This window comes from Duganella lactea (assembly GCF_009857505.1).
Classification (GTDB): Bacteria; Pseudomonadota; Gammaproteobacteria; order Burkholderiales; family Burkholderiaceae_D; genus Rugamonas; species Rugamonas lactea.
Window position 1 is genome coordinate 519,639 of sequence record NZ_WWCP01000001.1, and the last position, 25,912, is coordinate 545,550.

At 64.1% G+C, this 25,912-nt stretch carries 23 protein-coding genes and 1 riboswitch; of the genes, 11 read left to right on the forward strand and 12 right to left on the reverse strand.

All coding sequences use genetic code 11. The features are described from left to right. Positions 1-127 precede the first annotated feature (127 nt). From dksA to GTP44_RS02565, 5 genes are all read right to left on the reverse strand, one after another. Positions 128-574 carry an RNA polymerase-binding protein DksA gene (gene dksA, locus GTP44_RS02545; protein ID WP_160988196.1) on the reverse strand — a complete coding sequence of 149 codons (447 nt, stop codon included), beginning with the start codon at positions 572-574 and terminating at the stop codon, positions 128-130. 90 nt (positions 575-664) lie between these two features. Further along, positions 665-1,714 (reverse strand): CobW family GTP-binding protein, encoded by a 1,050-nt coding sequence (locus tag GTP44_RS02550; RefSeq protein WP_161018169.1) that lies wholly within the window; start codon positions 1,712-1,714, stop codon positions 665-667. A 130-nt stretch (positions 1,715-1,844) separates the two neighbouring features. Continuing rightward, positions 1,845-2,780 (reverse strand): tyrosine recombinase XerC, encoded by a 936-nt coding sequence (locus GTP44_RS02555; RefSeq protein ID WP_161018170.1) that lies wholly within the window; start codon positions 2,778-2,780, stop codon positions 1,845-1,847. Positions 2,781-2,790: 10 nt separating this feature from the next. Next, positions 2,791-3,459 (reverse strand): DUF484 family protein, encoded by a 669-nt coding sequence (locus GTP44_RS02560; protein WP_160988193.1) that lies wholly within the window; start codon positions 3,457-3,459, stop codon positions 2,791-2,793. A 187-nt stretch (positions 3,460-3,646) separates the two neighbouring features. Further along, entirely contained in the window at positions 3,647-4,699 is a 1,053-nt protein-coding gene (locus tag GTP44_RS02565; RefSeq protein WP_161018171.1) for a porin, read from the reverse strand. Positions 4,700-5,059: 360 nt separating this feature from the next. On the opposite strand from GTP44_RS02565, the gene GTP44_RS02570 reads away from it, so the two are divergent. Beyond that, entirely contained in the window at positions 5,060-6,385 is a 1,326-nt protein-coding gene (locus GTP44_RS02570) for a tetratricopeptide repeat protein (RefSeq protein WP_161018172.1), read from the forward strand. Here GTP44_RS02570 and dapF read toward each other — a convergent pair. Genes dapF through GTP44_RS02585 form a run of 3 tightly spaced genes read right to left on the reverse strand, consistent with a single transcriptional unit; the run spans position 6,382 to position 8,987 of the window. Beyond that, positions 6,382-7,245, reverse strand: a complete 864-nt coding sequence (gene dapF, locus GTP44_RS02575) for a diaminopimelate epimerase (protein ID WP_161018173.1) — start codon at positions 7,243-7,245, stop codon at positions 6,382-6,384. The two genes, GTP44_RS02570 and dapF, sit on opposite strands and share 4 nt — an antisense overlap. A 6-nt stretch (positions 7,246-7,251) precedes the next feature. Then, positions 7,252-8,130: an LpxL/LpxP family acyltransferase gene (locus GTP44_RS02580; protein WP_160988189.1), complete on the reverse strand. Its 879-nt coding sequence runs from the start codon at positions 8,128-8,130 to the stop codon at positions 7,252-7,254. Further along, positions 8,127-8,987 (reverse strand): lysophospholipid acyltransferase family protein, encoded by an 861-nt coding sequence (locus GTP44_RS02585; RefSeq protein WP_161018174.1) that lies wholly within the window; start codon positions 8,985-8,987, stop codon positions 8,127-8,129. The genes GTP44_RS02580 and GTP44_RS02585 overlap by 4 nt, the downstream gene beginning before the upstream one ends. Before the next feature lie 174 nt (positions 8,988-9,161). Here GTP44_RS02585 and metK point away from each other — a divergent pair, with 174 nt between their 5' ends. Continuing rightward, on the forward strand, positions 9,162-10,328 hold the full coding sequence (metK, locus tag GTP44_RS02590; RefSeq protein WP_160988187.1) for a methionine adenosyltransferase: 1,167 nt from the start codon (positions 9,162-9,164) through the stop codon (positions 10,326-10,328). Between the two features lie 50 nt (positions 10,329-10,378). Here the strand turns inward: metK and GTP44_RS02595 are convergent, their stop codons facing one another. Further along, positions 10,379-10,954, reverse strand: coding sequence for a hypothetical protein (locus tag GTP44_RS02595; protein WP_161018175.1), 576 nt, complete (start codon positions 10,952-10,954; stop codon positions 10,379-10,381). Between the two features lie 48 nt (positions 10,955-11,002). After that, positions 11,003-12,121 (reverse strand): helix-turn-helix domain-containing protein, encoded by a 1,119-nt coding sequence (locus GTP44_RS27980; protein ID WP_161018176.1) that lies wholly within the window; start codon positions 12,119-12,121, stop codon positions 11,003-11,005. A 106-nt stretch (positions 12,122-12,227) separates the two neighbouring features. Further along, positions 12,228-12,296, forward strand: a riboswitch (S-adenosyl-L-homocysteine riboswitch). Positions 12,297-12,323: 27 nt separating this feature from the next. On the opposite strand from GTP44_RS27980, the gene ahcY reads away from it, so the two are divergent. Genes ahcY through metF form a run of 3 tightly spaced genes read left to right on the forward strand, consistent with a single transcriptional unit; the run spans position 12,324 to position 14,973 of the window. Next, positions 12,324-13,751, forward strand: a complete 1,428-nt coding sequence (ahcY, locus tag GTP44_RS02605) for an adenosylhomocysteinase (protein ID WP_161018177.1) — start codon at positions 12,324-12,326, stop codon at positions 13,749-13,751. A 51-nt stretch (positions 13,752-13,802) separates the two neighbouring features. Next, entirely contained in the window at positions 13,803-14,153 is a 351-nt protein-coding gene (locus tag GTP44_RS02610) for a phage holin family protein (protein WP_161018178.1), read from the forward strand. Next, positions 14,146-14,973, forward strand: coding sequence for a methylenetetrahydrofolate reductase [NAD(P)H] (metF, locus tag GTP44_RS02615; RefSeq protein ID WP_160988182.1), 828 nt, complete (start codon positions 14,146-14,148; stop codon positions 14,971-14,973). Before GTP44_RS02610 ends, metF begins: the two co-directional genes overlap by 8 nt. On the opposite strand, the gene GTP44_RS02620 is transcribed toward metF, so the two are convergent. After that, positions 14,974-15,555, reverse strand: a complete 582-nt coding sequence (locus GTP44_RS02620; RefSeq protein ID WP_161018179.1) for a 5-formyltetrahydrofolate cyclo-ligase — start codon at positions 15,553-15,555, stop codon at positions 14,974-14,976. Between the two features lie 30 nt (positions 15,556-15,585). On the opposite strand from GTP44_RS02620, the gene GTP44_RS02625 reads away from it, so the two are divergent. Genes GTP44_RS02625 through GTP44_RS02640 form a run of 4 tightly spaced genes read left to right on the forward strand, consistent with a single transcriptional unit; the run spans position 15,586 to position 20,217 of the window. Next, positions 15,586-17,559 carry a lytic transglycosylase domain-containing protein gene (locus tag GTP44_RS02625; protein WP_161018180.1) on the forward strand — a complete coding sequence of 658 codons (1,974 nt, stop codon included), beginning with the start codon at positions 15,586-15,588 and terminating at the stop codon, positions 17,557-17,559. A gap of 25 nt (positions 17,560-17,584) precedes the next feature. Continuing rightward, a complete protein-coding gene (locus tag GTP44_RS02630; protein ID WP_161018181.1) occupies positions 17,585-18,304 on the forward strand; it encodes a glutathione S-transferase family protein in 720 nt (239 codons plus the stop codon). 3 nt (positions 18,305-18,307) lie between these two features. Beyond that, on the forward strand, positions 18,308-19,549 hold the full coding sequence (locus GTP44_RS02635; protein ID WP_161018182.1) for a multifunctional CCA addition/repair protein: 1,242 nt from the start codon (positions 18,308-18,310) through the stop codon (positions 19,547-19,549). Beyond that, positions 19,546-20,217: a GNAT family N-acetyltransferase gene (locus GTP44_RS02640; RefSeq protein WP_161018183.1), complete on the forward strand. Its 672-nt coding sequence runs from the start codon at positions 19,546-19,548 to the stop codon at positions 20,215-20,217. Before GTP44_RS02635 ends, GTP44_RS02640 begins: the two co-directional genes overlap by 4 nt. On the opposite strand, the gene GTP44_RS02645 is transcribed toward GTP44_RS02640, so the two are convergent. Further along, complete coding sequence (locus GTP44_RS02645) at positions 20,214-20,738, reverse strand: Lrp/AsnC family transcriptional regulator (RefSeq protein WP_160988176.1); 525 nt, start codon at positions 20,736-20,738, stop codon at positions 20,214-20,216. The genes GTP44_RS02640 and GTP44_RS02645 overlap by 4 nt on opposite strands. 126 nt (positions 20,739-20,864) lie before the next feature. Here GTP44_RS02645 and hppD point away from each other — a divergent pair, with 126 nt between their 5' ends. After that, positions 20,865-21,986, forward strand: a complete 1,122-nt coding sequence (hppD, locus tag GTP44_RS02650; RefSeq protein WP_161018184.1) for a 4-hydroxyphenylpyruvate dioxygenase — start codon at positions 20,865-20,867, stop codon at positions 21,984-21,986. A gap of 113 nt (positions 21,987-22,099) precedes the next feature. Then, complete coding sequence (locus GTP44_RS02655) at positions 22,100-25,675, forward strand: indolepyruvate ferredoxin oxidoreductase family protein (protein ID WP_161018185.1); 3,576 nt, start codon at positions 22,100-22,102, stop codon at positions 25,673-25,675. Positions 25,676-25,912 lie beyond the last annotated feature (237 nt).

Consider the following 25,912-nt stretch of genomic DNA (forward strand, 5'->3'; position numbering starts at 1 on the left):
ACGCGAACTGCCTCAAGACCGAAAAGTGGGGCTGGAAATGGCAATTGCAAGTTGCACAGCAAGCGCCACGCGCGTAAAAAAAGCACGCGGTGTCGGGCGCGTGCTTTTTTAGCGGGGTGGGGCGGGATTAATCGCCGTACAGTTTTTGTTTCAGCTCACGCCGCTGCTGGGCTTCCAGCGACAGGGTGGCGGTCGGACGGGCGATCAGGCGCGGAATGCCGATCGGCTCGCCGGTTTCCTCGCACCAGCCGTAGTCGTTGTTGTCGATCGCAGCGATCGATTGCTGCACTTTTTTCAGCAGCTTGCGTTCGCGGTCGCGGGTGCGCAGCTCCAGCGCGTGCTCTTCTTCGATGGTGGCGCGGTCGGCCGGGTCCGGGACCAGCACGGTTTCGCGCAGGTGTTCGGTGGTTTCGCCGGCGTTTTTCAGCAGCTCTTTTTCCAGGGCTTGCAGCTTGGCCTTGAAGAACGCCATTTGCGCTGGATTCATGTAGTCCTTGTCATCCATCTTCAGAATTTCTTCTTCGGTCAGGATGCGCTCGGCGGCTGCGGGGGTCGATTTATTAGTTTTGGTCATAACTTCGCTTACCTTCGATACGACAGAGTTTTCAAATTAATCAGCCCAGATTTTGTGGCTGTTTAGCCATCCCCACAAAACCGGGATAGTTTATACCAGACATTGTTCTAAACCGCTAATAAAGATGTCTTTGGGCAGATTTTTACCAATAAATACCATTTTGCTGCCACGAACGTCGTTTTCTGCCCATTTGGCGCCCAGGTCGCTGCCCATGATCTGGTGCACGCCCTGGAACACCACTTTGCGATCAGCGTCCTGCATGAACAATACGCCTTTGTAGCGCAGCATGCGAGGACCGTACACATCGATCAGGCCGCCGAGAAACTCATCGAGCTTGGCGGTATTGAACGGACGGTTGCTCTTGAACACGAAAGCGGCGATATCGTCGGTGTGGTGGCTGTGGTGATGGTCGTGCGCATGCTCATCATGATGGTGATGGCCGCAGTGCTCGTCGTGGACATGGCCTTCCTCGTGGGTCTGCTCGGTCAGCAGGAAGTCGGGGTCGAGTTCCAGCTTGTCGTTCAGGTTGAAGCCTTTCAGGTCCAGCACGTCCGCGATCGGCGCCCGGCCAAAGTCGGACGTGCCGATCGGCGCGCGCGGGTTGATGCGGCGCAGGCGCGCGGTCAGCTCGGCCGCCTGCGCTTCGCTGACCAGGTCGGTCTTGGACAGCAGGAGCTTGTCGGCGAAGCCAACCTGGCGCTGGGCTTCCTCGTGCTGGTCCAGCTGCGCCATGGCGTGGCGGGCGTCGACCACGGTGACCACGGCGTCGAGCATGTAGTTGGCGCCCACTTCGTCGTCCACGAAGAAGGTTTGCGCCACCGGGCCCGGATTGGCCAGGCCGGTGGTTTCGATCACCACGCGGTCGAACTGGATCTCGCCGGCCTCGCGCTTGCGCGCCAGATTGCTCAGGGCGACGATCAGGTCGCCGCGCACGGTGCAGCAGATGCAGCCATTATTCATTTCCACAATCTGCTCGCTGCTGTCCTGGACCAGGATTTCATTGTCGATGTTTTCCTGGCCGAACTCGTTTTCGATGACGGCGATCTTCATGCCATGCTCTTCCTGCAGGATGCGGTTGAGCAGGGTGGTTTTGCCGGCGCCAAGGAAGCCGGTGAGGATGGTGGTGGGAATCATAGCCATAGTGCATCTGCCGTTCAGTTGTGGGGGATCACCATATGGGGATCCCATGCGAAAATGCAATCGGCTGATTATGCCGGAATTTTTGTGACGCTAGTATTTCGTCCAATTGAGCAATATCAGCACCTGTGCGTTACTTCACTTTTGCGCGCGGGTGGGCTTCGTCATACACCTCGGCCAGGTGCTGGAAGTCCAGCGCGGTGTAGACCTGGGTCGAGCTGATGCTGGCATGGCCCAGCATTTCCTGCACCGCCCGCAAATCGCCCGACGATTGCAGTACGTGCGAGGCGAACGAGTGGCGCAGCATGTGCGGATGGACGTGCACCGGCGCGCCGTGGGCAATGCCGTGCTGCTGTAGCCGCTGCTGGATCACGCGCGGCGAGACGCGGGTGCCGCGCGTGCTGACGAATAGCGCGTCGCTGCCGTCGGTGGGTGCCGGGCGCACCGCCAGCCAGGCGTGCAGCGCCGCCAGCGCGGCGGCGCCGACCGGGACCACGCGCCGCTTGTTGCCCTTGCCGGTGACGATGACCTCGCGGTTGCCTTGGTCGATCCAGCCCAGGCTGCTCTTGCCGGGCGTCAGGTCGAGGCCGGCCAGTTCGGACACGCGCAGGCCGCTGGAATACAGCAGCTCGAACATGGCGCGGTTGCACAGGTCGGCCGGCTCGCCGCCGGTGCCGGCCGCCGGCCGCGCCGGCGCCACCAGTTGCACGGCGTCGTCCACTGACAGCGCGCGCGGCAGGGTTTTGGCTTGCTTGGGGGCGCGCACGCCTTGCACCGGGTTGGTGGCCAACGGTAGTTGCTCGCCCAGCCAGTTGAAAAAGCCGCGCCAGCTGGACAGCTTGCGGGCGATCGAGCGCGGATCGAGCTGTTGTGCGTGCAGTTTGGCGGTCAGGCGGCGCACGGCGTGGTGGTCGAGCGCGGTCCAGGGCTGCTCCGCCACCAGCCCGGCCAATGCGTGCAGATCGCGGGCGTAGGCGGCGACAGTGTGTCGGGACAACTGACGCACGCCCGTCAAATGGGCCAGATAGGCGTCGATCCAGTCCAGCTTGCTGTCCGGCGCGCCGCTCATGGCATCCCGCTTAATCCAGCAGCCAGGCCATCGCGGTGCTGGCCGTTTCGCCGATGTGGACCAGGAAGTCGGTCGCCATCAGCGAGGTGAAGCGGTTGGCGTCTTGCGACCCCAGGATCAGCAGGCCGAAGGCTTGCTTGTCGCCCGGCTTGCGCAGCGGGATGATGACGGTCGATACCACTTCCGCCGGCTGGTCCAGCCAGCGCACCGCTTCGAAGTCCTTGTTGGCGCCGCAGTACGGGGCGTGCAGGCTGTTGGCGAACAGGCGCGCGTCTTCCGACACGCCCTTGACGAACCATTCGTCGGCGTAGTCCGGCGCGGCGCCCCACAGGCGCAGCGTGACCTGCGGCACCTCGAAAGCGGTCTTGAGGCCGCTGGTGACGGCGTGCGGCATCGAGCCGACGTCTTCCGATTGCAGCAGTATCTGGGTCCAGCGGTGGAAACGGTTGGCGATGGCTTCGTTTTCCGACGCCAGGCGCATCAGGTTGCCCATGCGCAGTTCCAGGGTTTTGTATTTGTCGCGCAACACTTCCATTTGGCGTTCCTGCAGCGACACGGCGCGGCCCGTCAGCGGGCTGGCCAGTTTGATTTCACCCAGCAAGTCAGCATGTTCTTCGAAGAACTGTGGGTTGTCGGTCAGGAATTGTGCGACGAGTGTGGAATCCAGTGGGGCGGTCATGAGGTACTTTGGTGGCAAGGTTAGTGTGTAATTTTAAACGAAAAAAAACGGGCATGGGGTCAGCCATGCCCGTCCCGCGGCAAGTGAGGTAGCAAGTGAGGTAGCAAGTGAGGTAGCAAGTGAGGTAGCAAGTGAGGTAGCAAGTGAGGTGGCAAGTTGCACCGGCGGTTTTGCCGCCGGCGCCACGTTAAAAGTTGTGATGGATGCCGAGGCTGTAGAAATTGAAGGTGGCCGCCGTGGTGGCCTTGCGCCGGGTGCCATCGACATACAGGTAGGTGCGCGGCGACAGGTTGTAGTCGTAACCGAGCGAAAACTGCCTGGTCTTGGCGATGGTGGGCACGTTGAGCGCATTGTCCGGCGTCTTGTGGCCGAAGCCGGCGCGCACCAGGCCGGCGCCGATGGTGTAGTTGGCACCGATCAGCCAGGCCTTGGTGATCGGATTGATCGGCACGCTGAAGTCCTGATCCTGGCGCTGGTAGGAGCCCATCAGCTTGAGGTCGGGGATCGGCTTGAACGAGGCGCCGACCGACCACAGCTTGGTGTCGACACCGTTGCGCTCGGCCGCCGCGTAGGCCGCGAACGGGCCCTGGGTGACCGTGGCGCTGACCGAGTACGGATACACGGCGGCGCTGCTGTTGGCCGGGAACTGCGGCGCCGCCGCCGTGCCGCGGCCGATGATCAGCGGATTGTTGTTGGCTTCGCGCGTGGCCACCGTCACGTTCAGCTGGAAGATGCCGCCGATCATCGGGCTGTTGTAGAACACCGCGTTGGAGAAGCGGTTCAGCGAGTTGCCGGCCACGCTCAGCGGGTCGCTGGTGTAGCCCGCCACCTGCAGGTCGGTCTGATAGCCGGCCACGGCGGGCATGCCGGACCACGGTTCGAACGCGGTGCTGGTTTCCTGGAAGGCGGTCAGGCCGCGCCCGAGGCGTAGCGTGCCGAAGTCGCCCTGCAGGCCGACCCGGCTCTGGCCCTGGAACAGCGGACGCACCGTGCTTTCGACCACGCCGGTGTCCGGTTCGTAGCGTATCTCCAGCTGGAACAGCGCTTTCAGGCCGTTGCCCAGGTCTTCGACGCCACGAAAGCCCAGCTTGTTGTTGTCGCGCTTGCCGACGGCGGTGACGTCGGTATCGGTGCGCCGCGACATGCCGGCGTCCAGCGTGCCATAGATGCTGACGGACGATTGCGCCAGCGCGCCGGAGAACACGCCCGTGAGCGCCAGAGCCACCAAAGTTTTTTTCATTGGTTCTTCCTTTAAGTGTGATTCGCATCCCCTCACTCAACCTTAACGGGCTGGTGTCGCAATTGTGCTGGAATGGTCGTTTGTGACGGCTTGTTGTGGTCGAAAGCCGCGGAACCCCGGCATCTTGTTGTATTTCTGTAACGCTTGTCAGCCGCGCCATTGAGGCCTGTTTTGCTTTCATTGAGGCATCAAAACAGCTCTAGCGTACAAGCTGGAGAGGGGGGCGGTGCTTGTGGAAGATCAAGCCCCCAAGCATATATTGACTAGGGTGTGGCGCGGATCGCACGCTACACTGGGGACAGAGGGCACCGCGGACAACACAGCGGGCCACCCCGCTTCGACGACATGCAGACAGAGACCATGGCCAATCGAGAAGAGTTAGGGATTATCAGGGGCGCCCGCGCCGGCGACGCTGACTGCCAACTGGCGCTGGGCAAGCTGTACTTGTACGGCGGCGCCGGCCTGCCGCTGAATCTGCCGACCGCGCTGTACTGGCTGGACCGCGCGGCGCGCCAGCAGCGCGATGAGGCATGGCGCCTGATCGGCGGCCACATTCCATTTGACGTTGCACGGCAGGCTATGCCGGAGGCGCTGCGCTGGTATCAGCTGGCCTGCGCGGCCGGCATTGCGCCTGCCGCGCGGGTGCTGGCGCAACTGACGCGGCAGCAGGCCGCGCCGGCGTCGCCGCCGCAACCACAACCGCAATCGCCGCCGCGCCGGCCGTCACCGGTCGCGCGGACGTCGCGCGGCGACAACAATCTGATCGTGGGCCACTATGCCGCGCTGGCGCAATTGTGGCAGCGCGACCACGACGCCTTCGTGCACCAGGCGCGCACGCGCTTGCGCCTGCAGCCGCACGACCCCGATCCGGACTTGCCGCAATGCCGGGACCGCGCGGCGCAAGGCGGCGACCGTGACGCCCAGCTGGCGCTGGGGCTATGGTGCGCGCGCATGGATGGCAGCGGGCGACGTCTGTGCCACGGCATCGCCGCCGTCAACTTCAAGCAAGCCATCCGATGGTTGACGCTGGCCGGCGAGCAGGGCTTGGCGGCGGCGTGGTTCGCGTTGTCGCGCATCTATCTGAAACCGGAGTTTTCGCAGCGCTGCGTGGCCGAGGCGCAACGCTATCTGGAGCGGGCGGCTGCGCTGGGTCATGTGGGCGCGCAACTGGAATGCGGCATGTACGCGTGGCGCAACCGCCGCGCCGACGAACACGGCGACGTGCGCGCCGCCTACTGGTTGCAGAAGGCCGCCGCGCAGGGCTGCGCCGAGGCCGAGGCGGCGCTGGCCAGAATTGTCGCCACGCCGCCCGAGGCGCGCTGGACGGACAGCCTGGTGCTGTGCCTGACACGCGAGTTATTGGAAAGCCAGCCCTTGCTGGCGGCGCGGCTGGAACTGGCCGCGCTGTTCGGGCTGCGCCGGGCGGAAGCGCTGCTGCTGGACGTCAAGCGGGCCGACCACGGGCACTGCCTGGTGATCGACATCCGTGCCAGTTACGGCCGGGGCAAGCGCCGTCTGGTGCTGCTGCGCACGGCGCGCGAACGGCAGGCGCTGGACCGCATCGTGCGGCGGTTCGAGTCGATCGACAGCGGCCCGGATGGCTGGGAGGGCAACTATCGGCAGCGCCTGTACCGGCTCAAGACCTGGCTGGCGGCCGGCGTTGCCCATCCGTTGCTGGCGGCTTAAATCTCGATTTCGCCGTCGAACACCGTAACCGCCGGGCCGGTCAGGAACACCGGCTGGCCTGCGCCGGCCCAGGTGATCGACAAGCGGCCGCCGCGCGCGTCGACCCGCACCGGGCTGTCCAGCAGGCCGCGGCGGATGCCGGCCACCACCGCCGCGCAGGCGCCGGTGCCGCACGCCAGCGTCTCGCCGACGCCGCGCTCGAACACGCGCAGTTTCACCTGCTGGCGGTTGACGATCTGCATGAAGCCGGCGTTGACGCGGTTCGGGAAACGCGTGTGATGTTCGATCAGCGGGCCGGTCAGTTCCACCGGCGCGGCGTCGACGTCCTCGACCACCTGCACCGCGTGCGGATTGCCCATCGAGACCGCCGAAATCAGCACGCTCTCGCGCGCGCCGCCCAGTTCCAGCACCAGCGGCCACAGCGTGTCGTCGCCCTGCCGCTCGCCGCGCAGACCGTCGGTGTCGAACGGCACGCGGCCCGGTTCCAGGATCGGTGCCCCCATGTCGACCGTGATGCTGCCGTTGGCTTCCAGGCGCGGGGCGATGACGCCGGCCTTGGTTTGCACGGTGATCGACTGCTTGTCGGTCAGGCCTTTTTCCGACACGAATTTGACGAAGGCGCGCGAGCCATTGCCGCACTGTTCCACCTCGCCGCCGTCGGCGTTGAAGATGCGGTAGCGGAAATCGCAGCCGGCCGCGGTCGGCTTTTCCACCAGCAGGATCTGGTCGGCGCCGACGCCGAAGCGGCGGTCGCCCAGCAGCTTCCACTGCGCGGGCGTGAAGTCGATGTGCTGGTTGACGCCGTCGATCACGACGAAGTCGTTGCCGGCGCCGTGCATTTTGGTGAATTTCAGTTTCATGGGCAGTTAAGGTTGGCGGTACAGCGAAGGCTCGCCCTCGGGGCGCGTCTTGAAGCGTTTGTGGGTCCAGAAATATTCGGCCGGCGCCTCGCGCACGCGTTCCTCGATGAACGCGTTCATGCGGCGGGTGGCGGCCACCATGTCGTCGCCCGGATAATTGTCCCACACCGGATAGAATTTCACACGGTATCCCTGGTAATCGGGCAGGAAGGTGGCGATCACCGGCATCACCTGGGCGCCGGTGGCGGCGGCGATGCGGCCGGTGGCGGTCAGCGTGGCGGCCGGGACGCCGAAGAACGGCACGAACTCGGCGTCCTTCTCGCCGAAGTCCATGTCCGGCAGCATGAAGTAGGGCAGCTTGTCGCGCAGCGCGCGCAGGATGGGCTTGATGCCGTCCTGGCGGGTGAACAGCTTGACCGGCTTGAAACGGGCGCGGCCGGCGCGCAGCACCTGGTCGAAGGCGGCGTTCTTCTGCGTCACGTACATCGACGAGGCGCTGGCTTGCATGGCGATGGCGGCGCCGGCCACGTCCAGGCAGACAAAGTGCGGGCACAGCAGAATGGTCGGCTTGGTGGTCATGTCCGCCACCGGAATTTCGCCGCCCGGCTCGATCTGGATCAGGCGCCGCAGCCGCGACTCGGGCGCCCACCACAGGATGGCACGTTCCCACACGCTGCGCGAGTAGGCCTGGAAGTGGCGGCGCGCCAGGTCGACCCGCTCGGCCTCGCTCAGCTCGGGCATGGTCAGGCGCAGGTTGGTCAGCGCGATATGGCGGCGCGCGCGCAGCGTGGCGAACAACAGGCTGCCGACGGCGTCGCCGAAGCGGCCCAGCAGCGGCAGTGGCAGCCAGTGCAGCAGCCACATCAATCCTAATAACAATTTCATGCGTTTTCTCCCGCCTTGGTGGCAGACGGTGCGTCGATACCGTTCGGCACTTTGTAGCGGTTATAGCTCCAGTAATATTGCGACGGGTTGCGGGCGATCAGGCGCTCCATGGCGTGGTTGATCGCTTGCGCCTGGGCGGCGCTGTCGCCGTCCAGCGAGCCGTCGAAGGGCACGAAGCGTACCACATAGCCCTTGCCGCCCGGCAGTCGCTCGGCGTAGGTGATGATGACGGTGGCGTCGCCCAGCAGGGCCAGCTTGGCCGGCAGGGTCATGGTGTAGGCGTCGCGGCCGAAGAACGTGGCCCACACGCCCTCGCCCTCCTGCGGCACCTGGTCGGGCAGCACGCCGACCGGCTGGCCCTTCTTGAGGAACTTGGCCAGCATGCGCACGCCGGACATATTGGCTGGCGCCAGCAGCAGGTTGTGGCGCGCGCGCGCGCCTTCGATCAGCGGCTTGAGGGCGGCTTTTTTCGGCGGGCGGTACATCACCATCAGCTCGTTGCGCAGCGCGATTTCCTGCGCGACGATCTCAAAGCAGCCCAGGTGTGGCGTCATGAACACAATGCCGCGACCGGCGTCCAGCTCGGTTTGCACCAGCGCCCAGTTCTCCAGCGTGGCGTGGCGCGACACGCGCGCCGGGTCGGCGCACCAGATGAACGGCAGCTCGAACATGCTCTTGCCGGCCTCGCCGATGGCGGCGTTCAGGTAGTCGCCATAGCCGGCCTGGCGCAGATTGTCGCGCATGCGGCGGCGGTAGGAGGGCGAGGCGGCGTACACCAGCCAACCCAACGCGGCGCCGGCCGCGTGCAGCACGGACAGCGGAAAGATCGATAAGAAACGGAAAAGTGGAACCAGCATGAATAAATCTGCCCTGTATTGAAAGCAAGTTTTTTTAAAAAAGCGTAAAATACCACGTTAAGTAGTAACCGCTGAGTTAATGACAACTTGCGATGCGGAATATAAATCTCGCTAAAGCGTCGCAAGCCGTGTTGGTATGCGACAGTAACATTCACACCATCTCAGGAGCTTGCGATGTCTAATGATTACCTCTTCACCTCGGAATCCGTTTCGGAAGGTCACCCGGACAAGGTCGCCGACCAGATTTCCGACGCCATTCTCGACGCGATTCTTGCCCAGGACCCGAAAGCCCGTGTTGCCGCTGAAACGCTGTGCAACACCGGTCTGGTCGTGCTGGCCGGTGAAATCACCACCCACGCCAACGTTGATTATATTCAAGTCGCGCGTGAAACCATCAAGCGCATCGGTTACGACAACACCGACTACGGTATCGACTACCGTGGTTGCGCGGTGCTGGTGGCTTACGACAAGCAATCGCCGGACATCGCCCAGGGCGTGGACGAGGGCGCGGGCCTGGATCTGGACCAGGGCGCCGGCGACCAGGGCCTGATGTTCGGCTACGCCTGCGACGAAACCAATGAACTGATGCCGGCCGCGATCCATTACGCGCACCGCCTGGTCGAGCGTCAGTCGCAGCTGCGCAAGGACGGCCGCCTGCCATGGCTGCGTCCGGATGCCAAGTCGCAAGTCACGCTGCGTTATGTGAACGGCCGTCCGGTGGCGGTGGACACCGTGGTGCTGTCGACCCAGCACGCGCCGGAAATGCAGCACAAGCAGATCGAAGAGGCGGTGATCGAAGAGATCATCAAGCCGGTGCTGCCGAAGGAATGGCTGCAGGACACCAAATACCTGGTCAACCCGACCGGTCGTTTCGTCATCGGCGGCCCGCAGGGCGACTGCGGCCTGACCGGCCGCAAGATCATCGTCGACACCTATGGCGGCGCCTCGCCGCACGGCGGCGGCGCGTTCTCCGGCAAGGACCCGTCCAAGGTCGACCGCTCGGCCGCCTACGCCGCCCGTTACGTGGCCAAGAACGTGGTGGCCGCCGGCCTGGCGCGCCAGTGCCAGGTGCAGGTGTCCTACGCCATCGGCGTGGCGCGCCCGATCAACATCACGGTCTACACCGAAGGCACCGGCGTCATCCCGGACGAGAAAATCGCCCAGCTGGTGATGGAGCATTTCGACCTGCGTCCGAAAGGCATCGTGCTGATGCTGGACCTGCTGCGCCCGATCTACGCCAAGACCGCCGCCTACGGCCACTTCGGCCGCGAAGAGCCGGAATTCTCGTGGGAACGCACCGACAAGGCCGCCATCCTGCGCGCCGCCGCCGGCCTGAAGTAACTCCGCCGCCCGGCCACGGAACCGGCGCCCGCCTCGCGGCGGCGCCGGTTTTATTTTGTCCGCGTCAAATGGTAGACATGCCGCAGCAACCAGGGCTGGCCGGGCAGGCGCGTGGCGCGGCTGATGGTCAGCGTGTCGCCGCGCCGTAACACCACCGCGCGCACCGCGACCTCGGCGCCGTTGTCACGTCCCGTGCCGAGCGCGACCAGCGTGAGGTCGTCGCCGTCGCCGCTGCGATAGGCGCTGACCGACAGCGGCGCGCCGGCCTGCTCCATCTGTAGCGTGTCGCCCGCCAGCGCCCAGCGGTCGCTGGAGCGCACGATCTTGCCGGGCCCGTCGTCGTAGACGAAATCGATGACGAGCGCGGCGCTGGGACCGGTGATGCCGGCGCTGGTGGGCAGTACCACGCGGGCGTCGCTGCGGTAGTCGCGGTAGGTGAGCGTGCCGCGCCACTGGCCGGCCAGCGCCTCGCCCAGCCGCGGCGCGGAGGCCGGTTGACCGGCGGTCAGATCGGGCAGTACGCTGGCGGCCTCAGCCCACTGGGGCGGCGCCGTGTCGGCGGCTTGAACAGGGATGTTGAACAGGCAGAGCAGCAGCGCGGCCGCGCCCAAGACAGAAATATGCATAGGTGTTCCCGGTGATGCGGCGAGACCATCCCGCCGCGTCAGCCCAGCTTAGGCGCGACCGGCGGGCGGCGTCGCCTCAGTTCCGGGCGGGCGCGCGGTTTTCGTGATCTGAGCCGTGCGCCACGCCGACGGACTCATGCCCGTGCGCTCATGGAACACGCGGTTGAAGCTGGCCTTGGAGGCGAAGCCGCATGCCAGCGCCATTGTCAACAGATCGGTGGCATCGTCCCGCATCATCCTGCTTTGGATGGCTTCCACCCGCATCGCATTGATGGCGGCATTGAAATTCTGTCCCAGCCCAAGGTTGAAGGCGCGCGACACATAGCTCTCGTTCGTGCCCAGCCTGTGCGCCACGTCGGCCAGTGTCAGGCCCGGTTGCTGCCACCAGCCGCCAAGACGGATCTGCTCGCGCCAGGCGGTCCCGGCCGCTTGCCAGTCGCGGCCAACGGGCTGGGGCAGCGTATCCAGCCTACCCAGGCTATCCTGCTGGGGCGCGCGCATTTGAGGAAAGCGGTGCCCGGTGTAGCGCCAGCCTTCCAGACCCAGCCACAGGATAATCGCCGAGAACGCCAGATATTGCGGAAACCGATCGTAATACGTCAGGGGCGCCAGCCAGCGGCTGTAGAGATCGAATCCGGCGGAGAGCGCCAGCCACAGGCCCAGCGCCAGCAGCACGCTGGCGATCCACGGCTGCCGGTGCTCCTCGGCGTCGCTGACATGTTCGCGCAGCCATGCCAGGTAGCGTTGCCGCCAGCGCAGCGACAGCAGCAGATAAACGGCCAGCGACAACCCGCCGGCGGCGTCCTGCAGCGGCGAAATCCACGGCCGCTGCACGGCCGCATCCCACGCGTTCTTTTGCTCCAGCGGCAGCGCGAACGCCCACAGCATGTAGACGAGATCGATGGCGGCCGGCAGCAGATGCCAGCCCCAGCGCGGCGGCAGCGCCGGCGTGACCAGTCGTCGCAGGTATAAATATAGCAATGGCCCCACCGCCAGACGCAGGTCAAACGGCGCAAACGACAGCCAGGGCCAGGCGTCGTAGGCGCCGGCGAAACCCAGCACATACGGCATCAGTCGCAGCACGGCGACCAGCAGCAACAGGGCCACCAGCGCGCCGAAGCCGGCGGCCAGGCCCAGTGTGGTGCTCCAGGGGCCGAAACGGATCACGCGTCCTCCCGCAAAATTGGTGTGGTGTGCCGGCCAGTATAGCGAGGCGCACACGCCCGCCTGCGCTTTATTTGCTGATTTCCGTCCAAGGTGATGCTAGAATGCACCTTCCGAGGAGCGCTGCGACGAACTAGCTTTCGCCAGGCTCGGAGATCCCCAACCGCGCTCACGTTACTTTTTTCTAACATGAAAGGAGGGCGTGATGAACGCCGTACTCAAATCCACGCAAGACTACCTGGTTGCCGATATCTCCCTGGCGCCATGGGGCGACAAAGAAATCAAGATCGCTGAAACCGAAATGCCTGGCCTGATGGCCATCCGCGAGGAATTCGCCGCCGCCCAGCCGCTGAAGGGCGCGCGCATCACCGGTTCGCTGCACATGACCATCCAGACCGCCGTGCTGATCCAGACGCTGGAAGCGCTGGGCGCGCAAGTGCGCTGGGCCTCGTGCAACATCTACTCGACCCAGGACCACGCCGCCGCCGCCATCGCCGCCGCCGGCACCCCGGTGTTCGCCATCAAAGGTGAAACCCTGGACGAATATTGGGACTACACCCATCGCATCTTCGAGTGGCCTGCCGACGCCTCGGGCGCGCCGGTCTACTCCAACATGATCCTGGACGACGGCGGCGACGCCACCCTGCTGCTGCACCTGGGCGCGCGCGCCGAGAAAGACATCTCGGTGCTGGCCGCGCCAGGCTCGGAAGAGGAAATCTGCCTGTTCAACGCCATCAAGGCCCACCTGGCCATCGATCCGGCCTGGTACTCCAAGCGTCTGCCGCACATCCTCGGTGTGACCGAAGAGACCACCACCGGCGTGCACCGCCTGTATCAGATGCACAAGGAAGGCAAGCTGGCCTTCCCGGCGATCAACGTCAACGACTCGGTCACCAAGTCGAAGTTCGACAACCTGTACGGCTGCCGCGAATCGCTGGTGGACGGCATCAAGCGCGCCACCGACGTCATGATCGCCGGCAAGGTCGCCGTCATCGCCGGTTACGGTGATGTCGGCAAGGGCTCGGCGCAAGCGATGCGCGCGCTGTCGGCGCAAGTGTGGGTCACCGAGATCGATCCGATCTGCGCGCTGCAAGCGGCGATGGAAGGCTACCGCGTGGTCACCATGGACTACGCCGCCGAACACGGCGACATCTTCGTCACCTGCACCGGCAACTACCACATCCTGACCGAAGCGCACATGCTGAAGATGAAGGACCAGGCCATTGTCTGCAACATCGGTCACTTCGATAACGAGATCGACGTCGCCGCGCTGAAGAAGTACACCTGGGAAAACATCAAGCCGCAAGTCGATCACGTGATCTTCCCATCGGGCAAGCGCATCATCCTGCTGGCCGAAGGCCGTCTGGTCAACCTGGGTTGCGGCACCGGTCACCCGTCGTATGTGATGTCGTCGTCGTTCGCCAATCAGACCATCGCCCAGATCGAGCTGTACGCCAACACCGACAAGTATCCGGTCGGCGTGTACGTGCTGCCGAAGCATCTGGACGAGAAAGTCGCGCGCCTGCAGCTGAAAAAACTGAACGCGCAACTGACTGTGCTGACCCAGGAGCAGGCCGACTACATCGGCGTGACGCAAGAGGGTCCGTACAAGCCAGATCATTACCGTTACTAATCCCAAGGCGGGGCCTCCGGGCCCCGTTTTTTTGCAGCGAGAACTATCACCATGCGTTTGCTCCTTACCTGGTTAATCAATGCGGTTGCCCTGCTGGCAGTGCCTTACCTGATGCATTCCGTCGATGTCACAAGCATCGGCGCAGCCCTCGTCGCGGCTCTTGTACTGGGCCTGGTAAATACGCTGATACGCCCTGTGCTGCTGTTGCTGACCTTGCCCGTGACCTTGTTGTCGCTGGGCCTGTTCATCTTCCTGGTCAACGGCTTCATGTTCTGGCTGGTGGCGCAGTGGGTCGATGGCTTCCGCGTGGACAGCTACCTGTCCGCCGTTGGTGGCGCCGTGTTGTACAGCATTATTTCCTGGGCTCTGTCGACTTTACTTTTGAAGAACTCAGATGACTAACCCGAATTTCAGTATCGAATTCTTTCCGCCAAAAACGGCGGAAGGCGCGGAAAAGCTGCGCGCCACGCGCACCAAGCTGTCCGAGCTGAAACCTAAATATTTTTCGGTCACCTTCGGCGCCGGCGGCACCACGCAGCAAGGCACGCTGGACACCGTGGTCGAGATCATGGCCGCCGGCCAGGATGCCGCGCCGCACCTGTCCTGCGTCGGCGGTACGCGCGAGTCGATCCGCCAGATCCTGACCGAATACAAATCGCACAACATCAAGCGCATCGTCGCGTTGCGCGGCGACCTGCCGAGCGGCTACGGCGCCGGCGGCGAATTCCGTTATGCGAATGAGCTGGTGGAATTCATCCGCCAGGAAACCGGCGATCACTTCCACATCGAAGTGGCGGCCTATCCGGAAGTGCACCCGCAGGCGCGTTCGCCGCAGGATGACCTGCTGGCCTTCGAGCGCAAGATCAAGGCCGGCGCCAATTCCGCCATCACCCAGTACTTCTACAATGCCGATGCCTACTTCCAGTTCGTCGAGCAGGCGCAGAAATTGGGCATCGACGCGCCCATCGTGCCGGGCATCATGCCGATCCTGAACTACACGCAGCTGATGCGCTTCTCTGACATGTGCGGCGCCGAGATTCCACGCTGGGTGCGACTCAAGCTGGCCAGCTTCGGCGACGACAGCGCCTCGATCAAGGCCTTTGGCCTGGATGTGGTGTCGGCGCTGGGCGAGCGGCTGCTGCAAGGCGGCGCTCCGGGCCTGCACTTCTACAGCATGAACCAGGCCGCGGCCACCACCGCGCTGTGGCAACGGCTGGTGTAATCACTCGGTGATGATGCGGTCCAGCGCCACATCATGACTGTCGCCGGCGAACAGCACCCGCAGGCACTGGTAGGCGATGCCCAGTGTCCGCGGGGGCGGCGTGTGGCGCGCCAGCGTGCGGTCATAAAAACCGCCGCCGTAGCCTAATCGATAACCTTGTTGATTAAATCCCAGACAAGGCACCAGCAGCGCCGGCGGATACGCCGCCGCCAGACGCAAATCTGCCGGCACGGCCACTCCCATCTTGTCCTTTACCATCGTCTCGCCGATGCGCCATTCGGCAAACTCCAGCGCCGCGTCCTTTTGCACCACCACCGGCAGCAGCAGCCGCGCGCCCAGGCGCGCCAGCTCCACGTAGGCCGGATGCAGCTCCGGCTCGTCGCGCAGCGGCCAGTAGACGCCCAACGCCGCCGGCCGCGCCGCCCGCCACCATGCGACGACTTGATCGCCGATGGCGCGGTCCCAGGCCGCGCGCGTGGCCGGATCGAGCGCGCGCCGTGCCGCCAGCAACCGCTGGCGCAATTCCGCCTTCTCTACTGGTGATACGGACGCGCTGCGTGGTATTCTAGGGTCGCTGGTCATATTTGGTTCAAGACTTTAGAGAGTTGCACATTGATTTCTGCTTCGAAATGGATTGCCGGCGCTGTCGTCGTTGCCTTTACCTCGCTTGCCCACGCCGACGACATCAGCGCGGATAACCGCAGGGACGACGATGCCTTCCTGCTGCTGCGCGACGCCGTGCGCCAGGACGACGCCAGCAAGGCCGATTTCTACGCCGCGCGCCTGAGCAGCTACTCGATTCCATCCTACGTTGATTATTATCGGCTGAAATCGCGCCTGAAGGATGCCTCCGAGGCCGATATCCGCGGTTTCTTCCAGCGTTACCAGGGCCAGGCCATCGTCGACCGCCTGCGCAACGACTGGCTGCTGGAGCTGGGCCGCAAACGCGACTGGGCCACCTTCGACGAACAGTATCCGCTGTTTGTGCTCAACGACGACACCCAGGTCAAATGCTACGCGCTGATCTCGCGCGCGCTCAAGGGCCAGAAAGTGGCCGACGAGGCGCGCGCCTTGCTGACTTCTCCGTCGGTGTACGGCCAGCCGTGCGCGGACCTGATCGCCACGCTGTACCAGGCCGGCCAGTTCAACACCGAGGACCTGTACGCGCAACTGCGCCTGGCCGGTGAATTCAACGCCACCGGCCAGGCGCGCCGCATCGTCGCCCTGCTCAATGGCCCGGAAAAGAAAGCCGTGCAAGCGGTCGATTTGCCGACGCTGGTGGTGGCCAAGGGCATAGACGCCGGCAAGGTGGAACACCAGATCTTCATCGTCGCCCTCGGCCGGCTGGCCAAGACCAGCAGCAAGCTGGCGGTGCTCGGCTTGAACAAGGCGATGCCGAAGATGTCGTCGCAGGAGCAGCAGCAGGCATGGGCGGCGATCGCGCTGCAGACCTCCTATTCGCTGTCGCCGGAGACCACCGATTACTGGAAACGCGCCAACGGCGCGCAGCTGTCGATCGATCAGATTCAATGGAAAACCCGCATCGCCATGCGTAACGGCGACTGGCGCCAGGTGGAGAACAATATCCGCGCCATGCCGCAATCGCTGCGCAACGATCCGACCTGGATCTACTGGCTGGGCCGCGCGCTGATGGCGCGCGACGGCGTCACCAGCCAGCCGACCGGCGAGGCGCTGCAACTGTTCCGCGGCATCTCCGACCAGTCCAACTACTACGGTCAGCTGGCGCTGGAGGAAACCGGCAAGCTGATTACCATTCCGGCACCGGGCGCGCCGATCTCGCAGGCCGAGATCGCGCCGATCGCCGCCAACCCGAACATCCAGCGCGCGCTGAAGTTCTTCGGCATGCGCCTGCGCTTCGAGGGCACGCGCGAATGGAACTGGGCGCTGCGCGGCATGAACGAACGCGAACACCTGGCCGCCGCCGAATACGCGCGCCAGAACAATATCCTCGACCGCATGGTCAACACCTCGGAACGCACCCGCATCCAGGTCGATTATTCGCAGCGCTTCCCGTCGCCGCACAACGATGTGATGCATCCGGCCACGCAGACGCTGGGTCTCGACAAGGCCTGGGTGTATGGCCTGATCCGGCAAGAGTCGCGCTTCATCATGGACGCGCAGTCGCACGTCGGCGCCTCGGGCCTGATGCAGGTGATGCCGTCCACCGGCCGCTGGGTCGCCAAGAAACTGGGCCTGACCGACTTCGCGCAGGAGATGCTGAGCGATGTGCGCTACAACATCATGCTGGGCACGAACTACCTGAATATGGTGCTGGGGAATATGGACGGCAACGAGGTGCTGGCCACCGCCGCCTACAACGCCGGGCCGGGACGGTTGCGCTCCTGGCGCGCCACGCTGACCAAGCCGATGGACGCCACCGTGTTCATCGAGTCGATTCCGTATTACGAGACGCGCACCTACGTCAAGAACGTGATGTCGAACGCCACCTACTACGCGGCGCTGTTTGAAGGGCGGCCGCAATCGCTGAAGGCGCGCCTGGCCACCGTCGGCCCGAAAGGCTACACCCAGGCCGAGGAACAGGAAACCAGTTTCGCTCCGCGCTGATTCAATCCCTACAGGACGTAACACCATGCAGACTACCCAACTCGATCCCAGCCTGTCGCAGACGCTTGCGGCGGCGCGCTCGCCGGGCCTTACGCTCGTCATCGGTAACAAGAACTATTCGTCATGGTCCATGCGGCCATGGGTGGCGATGACCGCCTTCGGCATTCCGTTCCAGGAAGTGCGCGTGCTGCTCGACCAGGAAGACACCGCCAACCGCATCTGCGGCTATTCTGCCTCCGGCCGCGTGCCGGTGCTGCTGGCCGGCGAAGAGATGACGATCTGGGACAGCCTGGCCATCTGCGAATATCTGGCCGAGCAGTTCCCCGAGCTGCATCTGTGGCCACAAGACGTGGCGGCGCGCGCCATGGCGCGCTCGGTGTGCGCCGAGATGCACGCCGGCTTCAGCGACCTGCGCACCTCGATGTCGATGAACATCCGCGCCAGCTATCCCGGCAAGGGCCGCACGCCGGGCACCCAGGCCGACATCGGCCGCATCAGCGAAATCTGGGAAGAGTGCCTGTCGCGCTTCGGCCATCACCAGTTCCTGTTCGGTGACTTCTCGATCGCCGACGCCTATTACGCGCCGGTGGTGATGCGCTTCCGCACTTACGGCGTGACGCTGGCGCCGGCGCTGGACGCCTACTGCCAGCGCGTGCTGGCGCATCCCGCCGTGGCGCGCTGGGTCAGCGAGGCGCTGGCCGAAACCGAAACGGCGCCCCGGCACGACGCCGACATGCCGGACTAAGCTATGCAAACCTATGTTGTCGGCGGCGCGGTACGCGATGCGCTGCTTGGCCTGGCGGTCAAGGACCATGACCACGTGGTGGTGGGCGCCACGCCGGAGCAGATGATCGCCAAGGGCTTCCGCCCGGTGGGCAAGGACTTCCCGGTGTTCCTGCATCCGCAAACGCAGGAGGAATACGCGCTGGCGCGCACCGAGCGCAAGACCGCGCCCGGCTACAAAGGCTTCGTGTTCCACACCTCGGCCGACGTCACGCTGGAAGAAGACCTGGTGCGGCGCGACCTCACCATCAACGCCATGGCGCGCGCCGACGACGGCGCCATCACCGATCCTTACGGCGGCCGGCGCGATATCGAGCAGCGCGTGTTCCGCCACGTCTCGGACGCCTTTGCCGAAGACCCGGTACGCATCCTGCGCGTGGCGCGCTTCGCCGCCCGCTTCAGCGACTTCACCGTGGCGCCGGAAACCAACGCGCTGATGAAGCGGATGGTGGACGAAGGCGAAGTCGATGCGCTGGTGGCCGAACGCGTGTGGCAGGAACTGGCGCGCGGCCTGATGGAGCACAAGCCGTCGCGCATGTTCGATGTGCTGCGCGACTGCGGCGCGTTGACGCGCATCCTGCCGGAGCTGGACGCGCTGTGGGGCGTGCCGCAACCGGCGCAATGGCATCCCGAGATCGACACCGGTGTCCACGTGATGCAGGTGATCGACTGCGCGGCGCGGCTGGAGCGCGACCTGCCGGTGCGCTTCGCCTGCCTGACGCACGATCTCGGCAAGGCCGTGACGCCAGCCGACAACTGGCCCGCGCACCATGGTCACGAAGGCCTTGGCGTCAAGCTGGTGGAGCAGGTGTGCAAGCGCCTGCGCGTGCCGACCGAATGCCGCGACCTGGCGGTGATGACCACGCGCGAGCATGGCAACGTCGGCCGCGCGCTGCAACTGCGGGCCAACACCATCGTCACCTTGTTCGAGCGTTGCGACGCCTTCCGCAAGCCGGCGCGCTTCACGCAGATGCTGCTGGCGACCGAATGCGATTCGCGCGGCCGCATCGGCGCCAACGCCAGCTTTGCCGAGGCGCCGTTCCCGCAACTGGCGCATCTGGAAACGGCGCTGGCGGCGGCGCGCGGCGTCAACGCCGGCGAAATCGCGCAAGCCTGTGCCGACAGTCCGCAACGCATCCCTGAGCGGGTGCACGCGGCGCGCGTTGGCGCCGTCAAGGCGGCGCTGAAGGAAGAAGACGTGGAATGAACGCGGACCTGTTCCAGAACCCGCTGCGCCGTTTGAGAAACCGGGACGGCAAACGTCCCACGGTGCCGGTCAAGGAACTGCGCGAGCGTGACCGCCGCCGCATGCTGCGGCATTTTCTGGAGCTGGAAGACGCCGACCGTCTGCTGCGCTTCGGCTCCGTGCTGCCGGACGAGCAGGTGAGCAACTACGTCAACCGCATCGACTTCTCGCGCGACATGGTGTTCGGCGTGTACAACCGCGTGTTCCGGCTGGTGGCGGTGGGGCATCTGGCGTTCGCGCCGCGCGACGAATCGAGCACCGTCACGGACAAGGAACGGGTGGCGGAATTCGGCGTCTCGGTCAGCCGCTCGGCGCGCGGCATGGGCGTTGGTTCGCGGCTGTTCGAGCGCGCCGCCATCCACTGCCGCAACAACGACGTCGACACGCTGTACATGCACTGCCTGTCATCCAACAAGACCATGATGCACATCGCCAAAAAGGCCGGCATGGAAATCCACCGCGACTACGGCGAGGCCGACGCCTATCTCAAGCTGCTGCCGGCCGATCCGTCCAGCGTGCTGCAAGAGGCGTTGCACGAACAGCTCGCGGTGCTGGACTACACCTACAAGGCCAACAAGCGCATCGCCGCCAAATGGCTGGGGCGTCTGTTGGGCCGTAAAACGCCTTAGCCGGAAAGCGGCAACGCCGTGGTGTCCTTGATGCGCTGCAGGGCGAACGAGGATTTGACGTCCAGCACCGCCGGGTGGCGCAGCAGCGTGGCCATCATGAAGCGCGAGAAGTGGTCCATGTCTTCCACATGCACGCGCAGCAGGTAGTCCATTTCGCCGGTCATGGCGTAGCAGGCCACCACCTCCGGCCATTGCGCCACCGATTCGGCGAAGTCGGCGCGCGGCGATGGCGGCGCGTTGGCGGCGCCGAGCGCGCGGGCGTTGCTGTGCGCCGCCGCGTCGCTGTGCTTTTCCAGCCGCACATTCACATACGCCAGCAAGCCGAGGCCGATCTTGTCCGGGTCCAGCAGCGCCACGTACTGGCGGATCACGCCGGCCTCTTCCAGGCGCTTGATGCGGCGCAGGCACGGCGACGGCGACAGCGCCACCAGTTCGGCCACGTCCTGGTTCGACAGGCGGCCGTCGGATTGCAGGATGGAAAGAATCTTGCGGTCGGTTTTGTCTAGCGTAATTTTGGTCATAAATACCTCAAAAATTCAATATCAAGGCAATATTATTGCTCAAATTCGCCAGACGTGCGAATCGTTTGCAATTTACTGCCGGCGGACCGGATCTATACTGTGCCTTATTCAAATAAGGAGAGACGCATGCAATTCCAGCCATGGGACAACCCGATGGGCACCGACGGTTTCGAGTTCGTCGAGTACGCCGCGCCCGATCCGCAAGCCCTCGGCGCGCTGTTCGAGCGCATGGGCTTCAGCGCCATCGCCCGCCACCGCCATAAAGATGTGACTTTGTACCGCCAGGGCGAGATCAACTTCATCATCAACGCCGAGAAGGATTCCTTCGCCCAGCGCTTCGCCCGCCAGCACGGCCCGTCGGTGTGCGCGATCGGCATCCGCGTGCAGGATTCGGCGTTCGCCTACAAGTCCATGCTGGAGAAGGGCGCCTGGGGCTTTGACAACAAGACCGGCCCGATGGAACTGAATATCCCGGCCATCAAGGGCGTCGGCGATTCGCTGATTTATCTGGTCGACCGCTGGCGCGGCAAGAACGGCGATGCACAGCAGGGCGCCATCGGCGACATCAGCATCTATGATGTCGACTTCGTGGCGATTCCCGGCGCGAATCCGAACCCGGTCGGCCATGGCCTGACCTACATCGACCACCTGACCAACAACGTCCATCGCGGCCGCATGAAGGAGTGGGCCGACTTCTACGAGAAGATGTTCAACTTCCGCGAGGTGCGCTACTTCGACATCGAGGGCAAGCTGACCGGCCTGAAGTCGAAAGCCATGACGTCCCCATGCGGCAAGGTGCGCATTCCGATCAACGAATCGTCGGATGACAAATCGCAGATCGCTGAATATCTGGACGAGTACCATGGCGAGGGCATCCAGCACATCGCGCTGGGCACCGATGATATCTACACCTCGATCGAGGGCATGAAGAAAGAGGACATCGCCTTCCAGGACACCATCGAGACTTACTACGAACTGGTGAACCGCCGCCTGCCGAATCACGGCGAACGTCTGGAAGACCTGCGCCGCCTGCGCATCCTGATCGATGGCCAGAGCAATGAGCAGGAGCGCGAGCTGTTGCTGCAGATCTTCACGCAGAACGTGATCGGTCCGATCTTCTTCGAGATCATCCAGCGCAAGGGCGACCAGGGTTTTGGCGAAGGTAACTTCCGCGCGCTGTTCGAGTCGATCGAGCTGGATCAGATCAAGCGCGGCGTGCTGCAGGACCCAAGCAAAGCCACCGCATAAGGTGTAGAGTGATACCAGGCCGGTAGCAACGCATATAGACGGAGCACCGGCGCCACGCGGCAGAGCCTACCCGGCTCTGCCGCGCGCGTACCTAAAAATTTGGAGACAAAACAATGAATGCACCTCAAAAGGGTTTGCTATTGAATCCGTCCGCCGATGCGGCCGACATCACGCTGGACGATAAATGGACGCTGGAGCGCGGCCGCGCTTTCATGACCGGCACACAAGCGCTGATCCGCCTGCCGATGATGCAGCGCGAACGCGATCTGAAGGCAGGCCTGAACACGGCGGGCTATATCACCGGCTACCGCGGCTCGCCCGTCACCAGCGTCGACATGACGGCGATGAAGGCCAAGAAGTACCTCGACGAACATCACGTTAAATTCCATCCAGGGATGAACGAAGACCTCGCGGCGACCGCCGTCTGGGGCACCCAGCAAACCAATCTGTTCAAAGACGCCAAGTACGACGGCGTGTTCGCCATGTGGTATGGCAAAGGCCCCGGCGTGGACCGCTGCGGCGACGTCTTCAAGCACGCCAACAACGCCGGCTCGGCCAAACATGGCGGCGTGCTGGTGCTGGCCGGCGACGACCACGCCGCCAAGTCCTCTTCGACCGCGCACCAGTCGGATCATATTCTGAACGCCTGCGGCATTCCGGTGCTGTATCCATCGTCGGTGCAGGAGTACATCGACTACGGCCTGCACGCCTGGGCGATGAGCCGCTACACCGGCCTGTGGGTGTCGATGAAGTGCGTCACCGACATCATCGAATCCGGCGCCGTGGTGGACTTCGATCCGGACCGCGTGCAGATCCAGCTGCCGACCGACTTTGATCTGCCGGAAGGCGGCCTGAATATCCGCTGGCCGGACACCGTGCTGGATATGGAAGTCCGCATGAACAGCTACAAGTGGTACGCCGCGCTGGCCTACTGCCGCGCCAATAAGCTGAACAAGATTATCTGGGATTCGCCCAAGCCCAAGATCGGCATCATCACCGCCGGCAAATCGTATCTGGACACGCGCCAGGCGCTGGCCGACCTGGGCATCGACGAGCAGGCCGCCGCCGATATCGGCATCCGCCTGTACAAGATCGGCATGACCTGGCCGCTGGAGGCGGAGGGCGTGCAGGAATTCGCCAAAGGCCTCGATGAGATTCTGGTGGTGGAAGAGAAGCGCCAGATCCTCGAATACGCGCTGAAGGAAGAGCTGTACAACCTGCCGGACGGCCAGCGTCCGCGCGTGGTCGGCAAGTTCGACGACACCGGCGAATGGAGCAACCACGGCAAGACCGGCCACGGCGACTGGCTGCTGCCGGCCACCTATGAACTGAATCCGGCGCAGATCGCGCGCGCCATCGCCTCGCGCATCGCGCACTATTGCAAGGACCATCCGGTGGCCCAGCGCGTGCGGCAGCGGGTGGCGTATCTGGAAGCGAAAGAGCTGGCGCTTAAAACGCTGCCGGCCAAGGCCAATCCGCAGACCGACCGCACGCCGTACTTCTGCTCCGGTTGCCCGCACAACTCCTCGACCAAGGTGCCGGAAGGCTCGCGCGCGCTGGCGGGCATCGGCTGCCATTACATGGTGCTGTGGATGGACCGCGAGACCTCGACTTTTACCCACATGGGCGCGGAAGGCGTGACGTGGGTGGGGCAGGCGCCGTTCACCAACGAGAAGCACGTCTTCACCAATCTGGGCGACGGCACCTACTTCCACTCGGGGATACTGGCGATCCGCGCGGCGGTGGCGGCCAGGGTCAACATCACCTACAAGATTCTGTTCAACGACGCGGTGGCCATGACCGGCGGCCAGCAGTTCGACGGTCCGCTCGATCCGGGCATGATCTCGCGCCAGATCGCGGCGGAAGGCGTGTCGCCGATTATCGTGGTGACCGACGAACCGGAAAAATATCCATCCGATTACAACTGGGCGCCGGGCGTCACCGTGCGCCATCGCAGCGAATTGATGGAGGTGCAGCGCGAACTGCGCGACAAGCCGGGCGTGTCGGCGATGATCTACGACCAGACCTGCGCGTCCGAAAAGCGCCGTCGCCGCAAACGCAACGAGTATCCTGATCCGGCCAAGCGCGCGGTGATCAACGAGGCGGTGTGCGAAGGCTGCGGCGATTGCTCGGTGCAGTCCAATTGCCTTTCGGTGGAGCCGCTGGAGACGGAGCTGGGCCGCAAGCGCCAGATCAACCAGTCTTCGTGCAACAAGGACTTCTCCTGCACCACCGGTTTCTGCCCGAGTTTTGTGACGGTGGAAGGCGGCGCGCTGAAGAAGCCGAAGAAGGCCGCTGTCGGCGAAGGCCCGCAGGCCGTGCTGCCGATGCCTGTGCTGCCATCGACCGAGACCCCGTTCGGCATCCTGATCACCGGCATCGGCGGCACCGGCGTGGTGACGGTCGGCCAGATTCTGGCCATGGCGGCGCACGTCGAAAACAAGGGCGCGATTGTGCTGGACATGAGCGGCCTGGCGCAGAAGGGCGGCCCGGTGATGTCGCACGTGCGGCTGGCCGATCATCAAAGCGATCTGCACTCGACCCGCGTTGGCACCGGCAGCGCCGATCTGGTGATCGGCTGTGACCTGATCGTCACCGCCTCGCGCGACGCCTTGTCGCGCATGGGCGAGGGCCGCACGCACGCGATGATCAACTCGACCGGTTCCTCGACCGCCGCGTTTGTGAAGAATCCGGACTGGCAATTCCCGGACGCCGGTTCGCGCGGCGAAATCATGCGCGCCTGCGGCAACGGGAACGTCGACTTTGTCGACGCCGGCCAGATCGCCACCGCATTGATGGGCGACTCGATCGCCACCAATATGTTCATGCTGGGCTACGCCTTCCAGAAAGGCCACGTGCCGCTGAGCGAGGCGGCGTTGATCAAGGCGATTGAGTTGAACGGCGTGTCGGTCGCCTTCAACCAGGCCGCCTTCCACTGGGGCCGCACCGCCGCGCACGATCTGGCGTCGGTCACCAGGCTGACCACACCGGCCAAGGTGATCGAGTTCAAACGCACCCAGACGCTGGATGACATCATCGGCAAGCGTGTCGAGCTGCTGACCGCGTACCAGAACAGTGATTATGCTAAACAGTATAAATCGTTTGTCGATCAGGTCCGCGCGCAAGAGGTAAAGCTGGGTAACAGCACCCGCCTGACGGAAGCCGTGGCGCGCTACTACTACAAGCTGATGGCCTACAAGGACGAATACGAAGTCGCCCGCCTGTACACCGACGGCGCCTTCCAGCAAAAGATCGCCGGCATGTTCGAAGGCGACACCACGCTGAAATTCCACCTGGCACCACCGATCTTCGCCAAGACCGACGCCCAGGGCCACCTGGTCAAAAAGGAATACGGCCCATGGATGATGAAAGCCTTCGGCGTGCTGGCCAAGCTAAAAGGCCTGCGTGGCACGGCGCTGGACCCGTTCGGCCGCACAGCGGAGCGCAAGATGGAGCGCGCGCTGATTGCAGAGTATCGCAATACCGTCTCCGGCCTGCTGCTTAAATTAAGCGCAGAGAATCTGGCGCAAGCCGTCGTGATCGCCAGTATTCCGGAGGACATCCGCGGCTACGGTCATGTGAAAGAGCGGCATTTGCTGGCGGCCAAGCAGAAAGAGCTTGCTTTGTTGGCGCAGTTTTACAGTCCGCATGTCACCACAGACAGCGAAAAGGCCAGGGGCGTCGCGTAGTTTGCCTTCCAACCTAAACAGGCGGCGCATGTGATCGTTCAGCCGCCTGTTTATTTTGAGAACTCTGCAAAGCTCAGGAACGGCATCGCATACCTTTTTGTCGCGAGCACTATAGTGGACCCCGAATTTGAGACGGTGGTTTAAGCTGTTGTCCGTGAAAGGATGATAGCGCATGAGTGAAGGCAAAAAACGCAGGGTGCATACGGCGGAGTTCAAGGCCAAGGTCGGCCTGGAGGC

Excerpts from the sequence above, each read along its gene's own strand:
- dksA (WP_160988196.1), bottom strand. The coding sequence starts at position 574 with ATGACCAAAACTAATAAATCGACCCCCGCAGCCGCCGAGCGCATCCTG.
- GTP44_RS02550 (WP_161018169.1), bottom strand. The coding sequence starts at position 1,714 with ATGGCTATGATTCCCACCACCATCCTCACCGGCTTCCTTGGCGCCGGC.
- GTP44_RS02555 (WP_161018170.1), bottom strand. The coding sequence starts at position 2,780 with ATGAGCGGCGCGCCGGACAGCAAGCTGGACTGGATCGACGCCTATCTG.
- GTP44_RS02560 (WP_160988193.1), bottom strand. The coding sequence starts at position 3,459 with ATGACCGCCCCACTGGATTCCACACTCGTCGCACAATTCCTGACCGAC.
- GTP44_RS02565 (WP_161018171.1), bottom strand. The coding sequence starts at position 4,699 with ATGAAAAAAACTTTGGTGGCTCTGGCGCTCACGGGCGTGTTCTCCGGC.
- GTP44_RS02570 (WP_161018172.1), top strand. The coding sequence starts at position 5,060 with ATGGCCAATCGAGAAGAGTTAGGGATTATCAGGGGCGCCCGCGCCGGC.
- dapF (WP_161018173.1), bottom strand. The coding sequence starts at position 7,245 with ATGAAACTGAAATTCACCAAAATGCACGGCGCCGGCAACGACTTCGTC.
- GTP44_RS02580 (WP_160988189.1), bottom strand. The coding sequence starts at position 8,130 with ATGAAATTGTTATTAGGATTGATGTGGCTGCTGCACTGGCTGCCACTG.
- GTP44_RS02585 (WP_161018174.1), bottom strand. The coding sequence starts at position 8,987 with ATGCTGGTTCCACTTTTCCGTTTCTTATCGATCTTTCCGCTGTCCGTG.
- metK (WP_160988187.1), top strand. The coding sequence starts at position 9,162 with ATGTCTAATGATTACCTCTTCACCTCGGAATCCGTTTCGGAAGGTCAC.
- GTP44_RS02595 (WP_161018175.1), bottom strand. The coding sequence starts at position 10,954 with ATGCATATTTCTGTCTTGGGCGCGGCCGCGCTGCTGCTCTGCCTGTTC.
- ahcY (WP_161018177.1), top strand. The coding sequence starts at position 12,324 with ATGAACGCCGTACTCAAATCCACGCAAGACTACCTGGTTGCCGATATC.
- GTP44_RS02610 (WP_161018178.1), top strand. The coding sequence starts at position 13,803 with ATGCGTTTGCTCCTTACCTGGTTAATCAATGCGGTTGCCCTGCTGGCA.
- metF (WP_160988182.1), top strand. The coding sequence starts at position 14,146 with ATGACTAACCCGAATTTCAGTATCGAATTCTTTCCGCCAAAAACGGCG.
- GTP44_RS02620 (WP_161018179.1), bottom strand. The coding sequence starts at position 15,555 with ATGACCAGCGACCCTAGAATACCACGCAGCGCGTCCGTATCACCAGTA.
- GTP44_RS02630 (WP_161018181.1), top strand. The coding sequence starts at position 17,585 with ATGCAGACTACCCAACTCGATCCCAGCCTGTCGCAGACGCTTGCGGCG.
- GTP44_RS02635 (WP_161018182.1), top strand. The coding sequence starts at position 18,308 with ATGCAAACCTATGTTGTCGGCGGCGCGGTACGCGATGCGCTGCTTGGC.
- GTP44_RS02640 (WP_161018183.1), top strand. The coding sequence starts at position 19,546 with ATGAACGCGGACCTGTTCCAGAACCCGCTGCGCCGTTTGAGAAACCGG.
- GTP44_RS02645 (WP_160988176.1), bottom strand. The coding sequence starts at position 20,738 with ATGACCAAAATTACGCTAGACAAAACCGACCGCAAGATTCTTTCCATC.
- hppD (WP_161018184.1), top strand. The coding sequence starts at position 20,865 with ATGCAATTCCAGCCATGGGACAACCCGATGGGCACCGACGGTTTCGAG.
- GTP44_RS02655 (WP_161018185.1), top strand. The coding sequence starts at position 22,100 with ATGAATGCACCTCAAAAGGGTTTGCTATTGAATCCGTCCGCCGATGCG.